The following is a 12,668-nucleotide window of genomic DNA, read 5'->3' on the forward strand; positions in this document are numbered from 1 at the left end:
TCCAGACTCATTGCAAGCGAGGGCGGCGATGGATGCCGAGAACCCGCCGCGCCGGCTACTGCCCGGCCGCGACTTCCCGGAGATCGAGCCGATCCACCAGGACCGTCTGCAGACCTGGCGCGACTGGCAGCCGGTGTCGGTGGCGGCGTTCGGCGACCGGGTGAACTGATCACCGCTTGCGTCGCCGTCCGGCGGGGAGCCGGATCGTGACGGTGGTGCCGGGGTGGCCGTCCGGTGGTGTGGTCAGGGTGATGGTGCCGTGGTGCAGCTCGGTGATCGTGCGGCACAGCGCCAGCCCCAGGCCGGTTCCGGGGATGCTGCTGTGCTGGACCTGCCGGCTGCGGAAGAAGCGCCGGAACACCTCGTCGCGTTCACCGGGGTCGATGCCGATGCGGGTGTCGGTGACGACCAGCTCGGCGACGCCACCGGAGGCGGTGAGGGCGGTGGTGACGCGTCCCCCGGAGCGGCTGTATCTGAGGGCGTTGTCGACGACGGCGTCGATCAGTTGCCGCAGCCGTGCCGCCGACCCGTCGACGACGAGGTGATCCGGCGTCGCGGTGTGCAGGGCGATCCGCTGCGCGGCGGCCGTCGTGCGGACGGCGGCGACGCTGTCGCGGACCAGCGCGGCGAGGTCGACCGGCCCGGTTGCCATCGGCAGGTAGCCGGAGTCCAGCGCGGCGAGGTCGAGCAGGTCGTCGACCACCACCTGCAGCTTGGTGGTGTTGCGGCGCAGCGCCTCGTGAAGGTCGGCGACCTGCGCCAGGGTCGTGACGCCGTCGGTGTCGGCGAGCAGGTCGGTGATGGCGGTGATCGAGGTCAGCGGCGTCCTGAGGGAGTGGCCGACCAGGGCGAGGTATTCATCCTTGGAGCGGGCGAGCTGCCGGTCGAGGTCGTCGGCGCGGTGACGCTGGAGCAGCTCGCTGATCTGGTTGGCGATGCCGGCGACCATGGTGATGATCGTCGGGTCGGTCGGCTGCGGGTGGGCGGCGAACATGACGAGCGCGCCGATGGGGTGCTCGGATCCGTGGACCGGGACGCCGAGTGCCGCGCCCCACCGGCCGGCGGCGACGGTTTCCGGGCTGAGCGGCGCCGGGTTGCCGGTGAGATCGGGGATGCAGACAGGCCGGCCGGTGTGCCAGACGGCGCCGGCGAGGCCGTGGCCACGCTCGATCACCGGGGGAACGCTGTCGTCGACCCGATGTCCGGGTTCGGTCCAGGTCGCGACGGGGCGGAGCAGATCGTCGAGCTGGTCGGCCAGCCACAGTTCGGCGTGCGCCCATTCCAGCGCGCCGGCGACGGCACGCACGATGGCGGGCGCCGCCTCGACCGGGGCGGCGGTGGCACAGGCGTCGTGGACGGCCAGGGCGGCGTCCCGGAACCGGTCGGCGCGGCGGCGCTCGGTGACATCGTGCACCGCCGCCACCGCACCGAGCACGTCGCCTCGCGGCCCGATGATCGCCTGGGCGTGGGCGCGCACTGTCGCCCGCCGCTGGTCCGGGCCGATCAGCAGGTGATCGTCATCGCGGACCCTCTCGCCGGCCAGAGCCCGAGCCAGGGGCAGCTCGTCCGGCGCGAACGCGCTCCCGCTGGGATGCAGGACGATGAACCGGGCCACCGACTCCTCAGGTGACGATCCGGGTGCGACATCGGTCATCTGACGCAGAGCACGATTCATCAGGACGATACGCCCGGACGGGTCACAGGCGACGACACCGGCGTCCAGGCTGTCGAGCAGCGCGTCGAGGAAGGCCCGCTGCCGGTCGGCGTCGTGCTGCTTCTCGGCCAGTTGCCCCGCACGCAGGACGGTGGCCACCTCGTCAGCGGCGACCGCGGCCATGTCCGCCAGGAAGCGCAGGTCACGAGCATCCCACCGGCGGGGGCGGGTGTCGGCGGCGCAGAAGCTGCCGAGCACCTCGCCGCCGGGCGCCCGCAACGGGTACCCGGCGTAGGCGATCACCCCGAGTTCAGGGATGGCGAGGTTGGTGCACCAGAGCGGATCGGCGCGCGCGTCGGCGATGATCACCGGCTGCTGGGCGTCGACCACGTACTGGCAGAAGGAGTGTGTCAGCGGGGTCTGCCGGGCCGTCGCCCACCGCTCGGGAAGTCCGAGGTGGCTGGCGAACCACTGCCGGTCGGTGTCGACCAGGCTCACCAGCGCTATCGGCGCGGGCAGCATCCGGGTGGCGATCCCGGTGAGCCGGTCCAGGCCGGGAAAGACCTGATCGCAGATCAGCCCGGTCGCGCGGAGGGCGGCCACCCGCCTCGGGTCGATCACGCCGGCCGGAATCGATCCGGTTTCTGCGACCACGATCATCATCCCTTTGGATTGCACCGCAGCAAGCTTCGGGCTGTCCCCGCCTGCTTTCCCGCGACGGGCACGGCGCCTGCTTTCCCGCGACGGGCACGGCGAAACAGGGCGCCGGATCCCGGCCGCCGCGCGGTGCGAGGTCAGCAGCGGGCGCCGCGATCGAGGGCGCTGATGACGGCGTCGAGTTCGGCCGTACGGTCGGTGTGCCCGAGCCGTTGGTGGATGTCGCGGGCCTCGCTGAAGGCGCGACGGGCGGCGACCGGGTCCGAGCGGACCTGCGCGTCACCGAGTTTGCGCAGAGCATCGGCGAGGAAGGCGGGCCAGCCACGGCGCCGCCAGAGTCGTACGGACGCCTGCAGGTGGCCGACGGCGGCGTGGTGGTTGCCCTCGGCCAGTTCGATCGCGCCGAGAACGCCGAGGGCGTCCGCGGTGTGGTGCGGGAGGTTGTATTCGCGGGCGATGGTCAGCGCCTCGGTGGCGAAGCCGCGCGCCGGGGGGTGCGGCAGGTGTGCGCGCGCCAGGGTCAGCAGGGTCAGCACCTCGGCGTAGCGGTCCCGGTAGCGGTGCAGGATCCGCAGCGACTCCTCCAGGGCGCCGATCGCCTCGGGGTTGCGGCCGGCGCGGGTGTGGAGGACCCCGATGAACTGGAGGGTGGTGGCGACGTACCGCTGGTTGCCGAGCCGGCGGGCGAGTCGCAGGGCGATGGTGAGGTGCCGTTCGGCGTCGGCCAGCGCGAGCGACTCGCCGTGGACGACGGCGCGGGCCACGTGGGCGCGGGCCTGGCCGCCGAGGTGCTCGTGCTGTTCGGCCAGCCCGATCGCGGCGTCCGCGCGGACGGCGGCCTGCTCGTAGTCGCCGGTCGCGGCCAGCGCCCAGGCCTGGTCCACCGCCGCGTCGGCCGTGCCGGGGCCGTGGCCGGCCTCGGTGAAGAGCCGGAAGAGGTGGTCGGCGTCGCGGAGCATGCGTTCCATGGCGGCGCCCGGGTGGTCGGCCTCGTGCCAGGTGGAGAGCTCGATCAGGCCGCGCAGCATGACGGCCTCGCCGAGGCGGTGCCCGGCGGCGCGGCAGGCGGTGAGCACGTGGTCGTTGATGGAACGCCAGTCGATGTAGACGCCGCGGATGTCGAAGAACTTCTCCAGGCAGCCGGCCAGCTCGAACGCGGCATCGAGCGCGCCGATGTCGCAGGCCTGCCGGATCGCGGCGAGCAGCGACGACCGTTCGAGCGCGAACCAGTCGAGCGGGTCGGGCAGCGTGCCGATGTCGTCGACGGGGGTCTCGGTGGCGGCGCCGCGCACGGCGGCGTAGCAGGGGCCGGGGATGCGTTCGCTCATCCGGCGGGCCAGCCACAGGTAGCCGCCGAGGCCGGCGTTCAGCGTCTCGGCGCCCTCGGACGGCTCCTCGTCGCGGGCGCGTTCGCGCAGGTAGAGCAGGACCAGGTCGTGGAAGCGGTAGCGGCCGGCGCCGGTGGTGTCGGTGCCGGCGTCGAGCAGCAACTGGGCGTCGACGAGCTCCTCCAGCAGGTCCTCGGCCTCCGCGGCGGGCGCCCCGGTGACGACAGCGGCCAGCCAGGACGGGAGATCCGGCAGCGCGAAGAGGCTGAGGCGGCGGGCCAGTCGCCGGGCGGGTTCGCCGATCGCCCGGTAGCTGGCGGCGATCGAGGTCCGTACCGCCAGGTCGCCCGCGACCAGATGGTCGAGGCGGCGTCGTTCGTCGCGCAGCGCGCGGGTGAGGCGGGACATCGGCCATGCGGGACGCGAGCGCAGGCGGGCGCCGACGATGCGTACGGCCAGCGGAAGACGCCCGACGAGCTGCAGGATCGTGGTGCTCTCCGCCGGGTCGTCGGCGATCCGGTGGGTGGTGGCGACCCGGCCGAGCAACGCCGCGGCCTCCTCGCCGGAGAAGACCTGCAGTTGCAGCCGCTCGGCGCCCTCCAGGCCGTGCAGGCCGGAGCGGCTGGTCACCAGGGTCGTACAGGAGTGGCCGCCGGGCAGCAGTGGCCGGATCTGCGCCTCGTCGGCGGCGTCGTCCAGCAGCACCAGGATCCGGCGTCCGGCCACGCGGGAGCGGTACGCGTCGGCGCGTTCGGTCAGGTCGATGGGGATGGCCCGCTCGTCCGTGCCGAGCGCGCGCAGGAAGCGGGCGAGCACGTCGCCCGGCTCGGCCGGGTGCGTCTCGGTGCCGTGCAGGCGGGCGTAGAGCTGGCCGTCCGGGTGGTCGCGGGCGGCCCGGTGCGCCGCGTGGACCGCGAGGGTGCTCTTGCCGACGCCGCCCATCCCGGTGATCGTGACGACCGGCCGTGGCCGGTCCCCCGGGGCGAGCACGGCGTCCAGCCAGGCGACCTCGGCAGCGCGGCCGGTGAAGTCGACGATGGCGGAGGGCAGCAGCGCCGGGACCACGGTGGCCGGGGCCGGTGGCGTCTCGTCGACGTCGTCGGCGGCCTGCAGGACGGTGCGCTCCGCGGCCACGAAGGCGCTGCCGGGCTCCAGCCCGTGCTCCTCGGCGAGGAACCGGCGCATCTCCCGGGCCGCAGCGAGCGCGTCGGCCTGGCGGCCGCACCGGTGCAGGGCGGTCATCAGCGCGATCCACAGCCGTTCGCGGGTCGGCTGGTCGCGGGCCATGCCGGCGAGTTCCGGGACGATCTCGCGGTGCCGGCCGGCCTGGAGTTCGAGATCGAAGACCTCCTCCCAGGCGGCGATCCGTTCCTCGTCCAGCCGATAGCGCGCGGCCGCCACATAGGCCCCGGCCGCGTCCGCCAAGGGTTGCCCGCGCCACAGGGCAAGAGCCTCCCGCAGGTGTACGACACGCTGGTCGGGCGGAAGGCCGGCGGAGTCTGCGGTGAGCTGCTGAAAGCGCAGGTGGTCGAGGTTGTCCGGGCCGGCTCGGAGCAGGTAGCCGCCGTGCTGGCTGAGAAGCGTCAGCCGGCCGTCGGCGGCACGGCGGATCGCGGAGATGTCGGCCTGCAGCTGGGACCGTGCGGTGGCCGGCTCGGCGCCGCCCCACATCGCGTCGGCCAGCGCTTCGACGGTGACGACCCGGCCCGCGTTGAGGAGGAGGTAGCCCAGGACGGCCCGGTGCCGCGGCCGGGCGACGACGACGTTCTCGCCGCCGAGCCGCACTTCCACGTTGCCCAGGATTCGATAGTGGACAGTCTCGGGTGGCATCGGCGCCAGGCTATCCGCGCCGTCACCGAAAGTCGATCTCATGGTGATCCTGTGACACCGCGTGGCCGGGGGCCGGTGCGATGGGCCCCGTGACCCCATCGAGACGGCCCCCGGAGTCGCGCTGCTCCCGCGGCCCTTTCACGATCGGCCACGCCGTTGACACATACGCCATCCGTACGCCATACGGGCGATTACCTGACCGGGGTCAGATAATGTCGGGGGATGGAGCCGGACCTGATCGAACAGATACGCGACTTCAACCGCTTCTACACCGAACGCCTCGGGCTGCTCACCGATCGGTATCTCGGCGGTGACCGGCCGCTCGGGCCGTCCCGGCTGCTCTGGGAGATCGGCGACCGACGCGATGTCAGCGAGCTGCGCGACCGCCTCGGCCTCGACTCGGGCTACCTGAGCCGGCTCCTGCGCGGCCTGGAGGAGCAGGACCTGATCCGGGTCCTGGCCCACCCCCGCGACGGCCGTGCCCGCATCGCCGAGCTCACCGAGGCCGGCCGGCGCGAACGCGACACGCTGGACCAGCGGTCACGCGCCGGTGTCCGGGCCCTGCTCGGCGGGCTGAGCCCCGAGCAGCAACACGAACTGGCCGCCGCCCAGGGCCGGGTCCGGCGGCTGCTGCGCCTGGCGAGCGTCACGATCACCCCCGTGGCCGCCGGCGACCCGGAGGCGTGGCGCTGCCTGCAGCGGTATGCCGCCGAGCTGGCGACGCGCTTCCCGGAGGGCTACGACGACGCGGCGTTGACCAGGCCCGAGGAGTTGACCGGCAGTCTGCTGCTGGCCCGGGAACGCGGCGAGCCGGTCGGCTGCGGCGCGTGGATCCGGCTGGACACCCGTACGGCGGAGATCCGGCATCTGTGGGTCGACGGCACAGCGCGTGGTCTCGGCCTGGGCCGGCGCCTGCTGCACCACCTGGAGGCCGACGCCGCGGCACACGGCGCCGGCACCCTCCGGCTCGGGACCCACCGATGCCTCGGCGAGGCGATCGCCCTGTATCGCGGCGCCGGGTATCACGAGATCGATGCGTACAGCGATTCGCCGTACAACCAGATCTGCTTCGAGAAACACCAGCCGGTCGCCGAGCCCGGCTGACACGCGTCAGCCGATGCCCTGCAGGGCCTCCTCGTGGACGTGCACGCCGGCCGTCAGCGCGACCATCTGCTCCCGGTCCAGGCCGAGGCCCTCCCCGAACTGGACGATCAGGTGGACGCCGTGCGGCTGCTCGACCCAGATCGTCCAGCCGGTGTCGCCGTCGGCGGGCGGCGGGCTCTGGCCGGGGATCATCGCCGGCAGGCTCTTGACCAGGACGCCGTCGCGATCGCCGACCTCCACCTCGGCGCCGGCGCGCGGCGGCCCGTTCTGGTCCCGCGACTCCAGGTAGATGACGATCTTGCCGGCGGCGCTGTCCGGGCCGGCGCCGCTCCCCTGGGGGGCGAGCAGCAGGCTGTAGCGTGCGTCGGACTGCACGAACCAGCCGGCCGGCACCGTGTCCAGGGTGAAACCCTTCGGCTGCGGGCCCTGGTAGGCGACGAGGTCGAGAGAACGGGCGACGGCCGGTGGCGCCGCCGCCGTCGGCCCGAACGGACCCGACCCGACACCGGCGGACGGGATGGTGAACGCGGCGACGATCGCCGCGACGCCGAAGATCGAGCCGGCGACCGTCTGTACGACGCGCCGCCGCCGTACCGCGCGCCGGCCGCGTACGACATCGGCCTCGACGTCGGTGGTCGCTGTCGAGGTCACCGAGTCGGCGATCTCGTCGAAGTACTCTCGCAGGTCGGTCATGACGTGGCTCCCTGGGTTCGCGAGGACATGGCGTGCTGCTGTTGCTCGTGCAGAACAGCGCGGAGACGGTCGAGGCCACGGGCGGTCTGGCTCTTGACGTTGCCCTCCGAGCAGCCGAGGGCGTGCGCGGTCTCGGCGACGTCGAGGTCGTGGAAGTAGCGCAGCACCACGGCCGCCCGCATGCGCGGCGGCAGCTCCCGCAGGGCCTGCCGGACGGCGTCGCCGCCCGCGCTGCCCGATGGGGTGGCGGCCTCCTGATCGGGCAGTTCGGCCACCGGCTGCTCCCGGCGCCGCCAGATCCGGCGGCGCTCGTCGATCAGCGCGTTGACCAGTGCCTTGCGCAGGTAGGCGTCCGGGTTGCCGGCCTTCTGGAACGTCGCCCAGTTGGCGTACACCTTGATCAGCGTCGCCTGCACCAGATCCTCCGCCAGATGGGTGTCACCGGCGGCCAGGAGCGCGGCGGTACGCAGCAGGTTCAGCCGCCGGTCGGCCACGAACTCCCGGAAGTCGTCTTCTTGGCCGGATCTGACCGAGCCCCTGTGCAGTCTCACAACCCGAAGACGGATTCATCGCCGCTCAGGTTGCAGCCCGCGGAAGGTTGTCGCCGGCCGTGGTGGTCTGACCCTCGACCACGCCGAGGTGACCGCGGGTCAGCGAGGCCGGGCGAGCAGGCGCAGCGTGCGGGTGACCTCGGCGCGGACGGCGTCGCGCCCGGGCGCCAGATACTTGCGGGGATCGGTCAGGCCCGCGTGGTCGGCGAGGACCGCCCGCACCTCGCCGGTCAGCGCCCGGTTGAGCAGGGTGCCCACGTTCACCTTGGTGATGCCGTGGGCGACGGCCCGGCGCAGTCCGTCCTCCGGCACGCCGGAGGAGCCGTGCAGCACCAGCGGCACGGGCACGGCCTGCCGCAGCCGTGCGATCAGGTCGTCGTCGAGGACCGCGTCGCGGCTGTTCATGGCATGCGACGAACCGACCGCGACGGCCAGGGCGTCGACCCCGGTGGCGGTGACGAAGGCGGCGGCCTGCGCGGGGTCGGTGCGGACCCCGGGCGCGTGGGCGCCGTCCTTGCCGCCGACCTCCCCCAGTTCGGCTTCGACCCAGCAGCCGGCGGCGTGGCAGTGGGCGACCACCGCGCGGGTACGGGCGACGTTGTCGGCGTACGGCAGGGTGGCGGCGTCGAACATGACCGACCGGATGCCCAGGTCGACGGCCTGGTGGATGAGGGTTTCGTCCTCGGCGTGGTCGAGGTGGACGATCACCGGCACGGTGGCGGCCTCGGCGAGCCGCTGGCAGGCTGCGGCGAACGGCGCCAGCGATCCGTGGTATCGCACGGCGTTCTGGGAGATCTGCAGGATCACCGGCAGCCCGGCGTCCTCGGCGCCGGCCACCACCGCTTCGGCGTGTTCCAGCATGATCGCGTTGAAGGCGCCGATGGCCCGGCCGCTGCCGCGCAGGTCACGCACGATGGCAGGGTCGGTGGCCGTCTGTCCGTTCACCACAGTTCCTCCACGGTGATGGTGTCGCGCCATCGGGCGCGTGCCGGCAGGTCGATCTCGCCGGCCACGGGCCGCAGCACGCAGGCGGCGGAGGTGGCGACGGCGTCGGCGAGGGCGTCCGCCCACGAGGGGCGGCGGGTGGCCAGGTGCAGGGCGAGCGCGGCGGCGGCCGCGTCGCCGGCGCCGGTCGGGTTGCCGGTGACGATTTCGGCCGTACGCGCGAACCAGGCTCCCGCCGGTGTCACCGCGACCGCTCCCGCGCTGCCGAGGGTGACGACGACGGCCGCCGCGCCGTCGTCGAGCAGACGCCGTCCGAGGGCGGCCGCCTCCGCGGTGCTGTCCGGCCGGTGACCGGCAAGGTCGGCGAGCTCGTCGGTGTTGGGTGTCAGGACCGCGCCGGATCCGGCGGCGGCCCGCAGCGCCGGCCCGGACACGTCGGCGATCACCGGGATGTCCCCCGCTGCCTTCACCAGCCGGGCGGGCAGGTCGTCCGGCAGCCCGGGGGGAAGGCTGCCGGAGACGACCAGGGTGTCGGCGTGCGCGAGTTCGTCGGACACGGCGGCCGTGATGGCGTGCGCGGTGTCCGGGCCCGCCGGGCTGCCGGGTTCCAGCAGCACTGTGGTCGTGCCGTCGGCGGCGACCACCGCCACCGTTCGCCGCACCTCGTCGAAGGACGGGATCAGCCGGTGTGCCAGCCCGATCCGGTCGAGCGCGGCCCGGAACGGGTCGGGGCCGGTCCGCGTGGTGGGCGCGATCGCCAGGCTGTCGCCGCCGAGCTGGCGGACCACGGCGGCGACGTTGACGCCCTTGCCGCCGGGCCGGGACCGTACCGCGCCGACACGCACACTCTCGCCGGTGGCGAGCGCCGCCACGTCGTAGGTGATGTCGAGCGCGGGGTTGAGGGTGACGGTGACGACGCGGGTCACGACGGGCTCAGCTCGGCGGTCTTCTCGGTGGTGTAGACCATCAGGGTCGATCCGGCCAGGGCGAGGACGATGCCGGCGATCTGGAAGCCGGAGGGGATGTTCTGGTAGACGGCCAGCGACAGCGCGATCGTCAGGACCGGTGCGAGGGCGTTGGTGATGGGTGCGACCACCGACGCCTTGCCCCGGCTCATCGCCATCACCAGGAAGAGCGCGCCGACGGCGTTGAGCAGCTGGGTCACCGCCGCGAGGGTCGGCGCCTGCCACGGGAACCCGGTGGGCAGGCCACCGGCCATGATCAGGGCGACCGGGACGAGGACGAGGCCGCTGATCGTCATCCAGCCGAACGTGGTCGCGTCGTTGACCCCGACCGTGGCCGCTTTGCGCATGTAGTAGGCCTGCACGCCCCAGGCGGCACAGATCAGGACGGCGAGCAGCAGGTACGGCCCGGTGGAGGCGTCGGAGTCGCCGGGTGCGACGGAGAACAGCACGATCGCGACGAGGGCCAGGACCACACCGGCCAGGGCCATCCGGGTGAGCCGTTCCCGCAGCGCGACCAGCGCCATGATCACGGTGATCGCCGGGGACAGGGCGATGATCGGGAAGATGATGTACGCCGGACCCAGGGTCAGCGCCTTGAAGAGCAGCAGCTGTCCGCCGGCGCCGGTGAGGCCGACGATCAGTCCGTAGAGGGCGGCGACCGGCCGGCGGTCGAACACGGCGCCGCGGAGGGCGGCCACCGCCGGGATGATCATGGTGATCGCCCAGACCACGTAGACCATGCCGTCGGGATAGCCGTACTCGCTGGTGGGAAGGCTGGAGAAGGCGCCCCAGACACCCCAGAAAAGAACGAGCAGCCCGGCGTACGGAATCCAGCCGGTTCGGTGGGTGGTGGTGACGGACATGGTGGTGCTCCCTTCAACGGGTGGAGGTGTGCAGCCGGGCGGCGTAGAGGGCGGCGCCGAGGTCCGGCGGGTGCAGTGGCGTCCGCAGCTCGTGCCGGTCACTCAGGGCCCGGCGGAAGGCGTCGAGCACGGGCGGGCAGGTGAACATGCCGCCGGAGTAGGAGACGGGGATCGGCTCCCCGGGGCGGAAGCCGAGCGTGGTGGTCGCGGTGTCGACGAGGGCCGCCAGCTCGTGGCCGGCGTCGTGCAGGATCGCGGCGCAGGCGGTGTCCCCGGCCTCGGCGGCGGCGCTGACGAGCGGGCTGAGCGCGGCGATCCGGGCCCGGTCGCCCTGCCAGCGGTTCAGCACGACGTCGATCACGTCGAGGTCGCCGGCCAGGCCGAGGGTCTCGCGCAGCAGCGGGACGAGCGGGCCGGCCGGCAGTCTGCCGTCGCACATCCGGGTGAAGGTGTTCAGGCCGCGCACGGCCACCCAGTAGCCGGAGCCCTCGTCGCCGAAGAGTTCACTCCAACCTCCGGCCCGTACCCTCCGATCGCCGTTCTCGCCGTAGGCGATCGATCCGGTGCCGGCCACGACGTTGATGCCGTCGACCGCGCCGAGGGATCCGGCCCAGCCGCAGATCATGTCGTTGTCGCAGCGGTACCGGCCGGTGCCGAGCACGGCGGCCGGGAGGGCGTCGAGCGCCGCGACGTCGGCGGCGACCTCGCCGTAGCAGGGGATGCCGACGAAGGAGTACGTGATGGCGTCCGGGGTGATGCCGGCGTCCGCGCAGACCCGGGTGATCCCCTCGCGCAGCAGCGGGGCGACGATGCCGATCCCGCTGGTCAGGTAGTGGATGCTCGCGGTGAGGGCGCGGGCGCGTACCACGCCGTCGTCGTCGATGAGGCAGTAGGCGGTCTTGGTGCCGCCGCCGTCCACGCCGAGGAACATGTCAGTCGCGCCTCTCGCCGAAGGGGTGGATGACCACTCCCCGCACCACCCGGTTGACCTCGCCGCCGGGGAACGGGTTGTCCGGGGTGTGGCCCAGCGCCAGCGAACACGCCAGGGCGGCGAGCTGGGCGGGAATGATCGCGGCGGCCGCCCACACGGCGTCCGGCAGGCCGGGTTCGCGGGGGACGTGCCAGTGCAGGGTGTCGAGGCCGTGGGTGGAGTCGCCGATCAGCACCACCCGGTCGGCGCCGAGTGATCCGATCAGCTCGCGGGCGAGGTCGAGATCGTACGCGCGCCGGTACGCGTCGCCGGAGACGAAGATCGCGGCGAGGGTGCCCGGGGTGAGCGCGGCCTTGGGGCCGTGCCGGAAGGCCAGCGTCGACTCGCCCCAGGCCGCCACGTCGCCGGCGGTCAGTTCCAGGCATTTCAGCGCCGCTTCGCGGGCCAGGCCGGTGAGGCTGCCCGAGCCGAGATAGACGAGACGGTCGGGCCGTGACGCGGTCACCGTCTTCTCGATGCCGGTGGTGTCGGCGAGCACGGCGGCCGCCGCCCGGGCGAGCGCGTCGACGTCGACGTCACCGGCCAGGCACAGGTGCGCGGCCAGGATCATGCTGGTGAACGACGAGGTCATGGCGAAGCCGCGGTCGTTGGTGGCCGGCGGCAGGGTGATCACCACGGCGTTGGCGGCGTGCGCGTACCGGCGGACGAGGTCGCCGTCGGCGTTGCAGGTGATCAGGAGGTGGCGGGCCGCGGGGTGCAGCCGGTCCAGCAGCGCGGCCGCCGCGACGGACTCCGGGCTGTTGCCGCTGCGGGCGAAGGAGACGAGCAGCACCGGCCGGTTGCCGGCGGTCAGGGTCTGCGGGTCGGTGACGATGTCGGTGGTCGGCACGGCTTCGACCGGGCGGTCCAGCAGGCGGGTCAGTTCCGGGGCGAGCACCTGTCCGGCGTAGGCCGAGGTGCCGGCGCCGGTCAGGACGACGCGGGTCGCCGGGTCGCGCAGGGCGGGCCCGAGGACGTCGTCCAGCCGGGTGCGGGCGGCTGTCACCAGGCGCCGGGTCGCCTGCCAGACGGAGGGCTGCTGCTCGATCTCCGCCCGGGTGAAGTCACTGTCGGTCATTCCGCTCCTCGCCATGCTTCTGGTCTGGTG

The 12,668-nt window shown here is 73.3% G+C and carries 11 protein-coding genes; 2 read left to right on the forward strand and 9 right to left on the reverse strand.

Features of this window, described 5'->3' with window-relative positions; genetic code table 11:
* Positions 1-28: 28 nt before the first annotated feature.
* Entirely contained in the window at positions 29-169 is a 141-nt protein-coding gene (locus tag BM290_RS48590; RefSeq protein ID WP_177319889.1) for a hypothetical protein, read from the forward strand.
* Here BM290_RS48590 and BM290_RS24965 read toward each other — a convergent pair whose 3' ends face one another.
* A complete protein-coding gene (locus BM290_RS24965; RefSeq protein ID WP_177319890.1) occupies positions 170-2,308 on the reverse strand; it encodes a GAF domain-containing protein in 2,139 nt (712 codons plus the stop codon).
* Between the two features lie 140 nt (positions 2,309-2,448).
* On the reverse strand, positions 2,449-5,469 hold the full coding sequence (locus BM290_RS24970; RefSeq protein ID WP_177319891.1) for an AfsR/SARP family transcriptional regulator: 3,021 nt from the start codon (positions 5,467-5,469) through the stop codon (positions 2,449-2,451).
* Positions 5,470-5,691: 222 nt separating this feature from the next.
* Here BM290_RS24970 and BM290_RS24975 point away from each other — a divergent pair, with 222 nt between their 5' ends.
* Positions 5,692-6,573, forward strand: coding sequence for a MarR family winged helix-turn-helix transcriptional regulator (locus BM290_RS24975; RefSeq protein WP_093618084.1), 882 nt, complete (start codon positions 5,692-5,694; stop codon positions 6,571-6,573).
* A gap of 6 nt (positions 6,574-6,579) precedes the next feature.
* On the opposite strand, the gene BM290_RS24980 is transcribed toward BM290_RS24975, so the two are convergent.
* From BM290_RS24980 to BM290_RS25010, 7 genes are all read right to left on the reverse strand, one after another.
* The gene (locus BM290_RS24980; protein ID WP_093618086.1) at positions 6,580-7,266 is read right to left on the reverse strand and encodes a hypothetical protein; all 687 of its coding nucleotides are present in this window, start codon (positions 7,264-7,266) and stop codon (positions 6,580-6,582) included.
* On the reverse strand, positions 7,263-7,817 hold the full coding sequence (locus BM290_RS24985; RefSeq protein ID WP_093618088.1) for a SigE family RNA polymerase sigma factor: 555 nt from the start codon (positions 7,815-7,817) through the stop codon (positions 7,263-7,265). Before BM290_RS24985 ends, BM290_RS24980 begins: the two co-directional genes overlap by 4 nt.
* 99 nt (positions 7,818-7,916) lie before the next feature.
* Complete coding sequence (locus BM290_RS24990) at positions 7,917-8,762, reverse strand: class II fructose-bisphosphate aldolase (protein ID WP_239143646.1); 846 nt, start codon at positions 8,760-8,762, stop codon at positions 7,917-7,919.
* Entirely contained in the window at positions 8,759-9,688 is a 930-nt protein-coding gene (locus tag BM290_RS24995) for a 1-phosphofructokinase family hexose kinase (RefSeq protein WP_093618092.1), read from the reverse strand. The genes BM290_RS24990 and BM290_RS24995 overlap by 4 nt, the downstream gene beginning before the upstream one ends.
* Positions 9,685-10,590 carry a DMT family transporter gene (locus BM290_RS25000; RefSeq protein WP_093618094.1) on the reverse strand — a complete coding sequence of 302 codons (906 nt, stop codon included), beginning with the start codon at positions 10,588-10,590 and terminating at the stop codon, positions 9,685-9,687. The genes BM290_RS24995 and BM290_RS25000 overlap by 4 nt, the downstream gene beginning before the upstream one ends.
* A gap of 13 nt (positions 10,591-10,603) precedes the next feature.
* Positions 10,604-11,521 (reverse strand): N-acetylglucosamine kinase, encoded by a 918-nt coding sequence (locus tag BM290_RS25005; RefSeq protein ID WP_093618096.1) that lies wholly within the window; start codon positions 11,519-11,521, stop codon positions 10,604-10,606.
* 1 nt (position 11,522) lies between these two features.
* Positions 11,523-12,638, reverse strand: coding sequence for an SIS domain-containing protein (locus tag BM290_RS25010; protein ID WP_093618098.1), 1,116 nt, complete (start codon positions 12,636-12,638; stop codon positions 11,523-11,525).
* Between the last annotated feature and the right edge of the window lie 30 nt (positions 12,639-12,668).

Origin of the sequence: Actinoplanes philippinensis (assembly GCF_900113015.1) — a bacterium.
GTDB lineage: Bacteria > Actinomycetota > Actinomycetes > Mycobacteriales > Micromonosporaceae > Actinoplanes > Actinoplanes philippinensis.

Bases quoted from the DNA above. Each gene is read 5' to 3' on its own strand.
- BM290_RS48590 (WP_177319889.1), top strand. From the start codon at position 29: ATGGATGCCGAGAACCCGCCGCGCCGGCTACTGCCCGGCCGCGACTTC.
- BM290_RS24975 (WP_093618084.1), top strand. From the start codon at position 5,692: ATGGAGCCGGACCTGATCGAACAGATACGCGACTTCAACCGCTTCTAC.
- BM290_RS25010 (WP_093618098.1), bottom strand. From the start codon at position 12,638: ATGACCGACAGTGACTTCACCCGGGCGGAGATCGAGCAGCAGCCCTCC.
- BM290_RS24980 (WP_093618086.1), bottom strand. From the start codon at position 7,266: ATGACCGACCTGCGAGAGTACTTCGACGAGATCGCCGACTCGGTGACC.
- BM290_RS25000 (WP_093618094.1), bottom strand. From the start codon at position 10,590: ATGTCCGTCACCACCACCCACCGAACCGGCTGGATTCCGTACGCCGGG.
- BM290_RS25005 (WP_093618096.1), bottom strand. From the start codon at position 11,521: ATGTTCCTCGGCGTGGACGGCGGCGGCACCAAGACCGCCTACTGCCTC.
- BM290_RS24970 (WP_177319891.1), bottom strand. From the start codon at position 5,469: ATGCCACCCGAGACTGTCCACTATCGAATCCTGGGCAACGTGGAAGTG.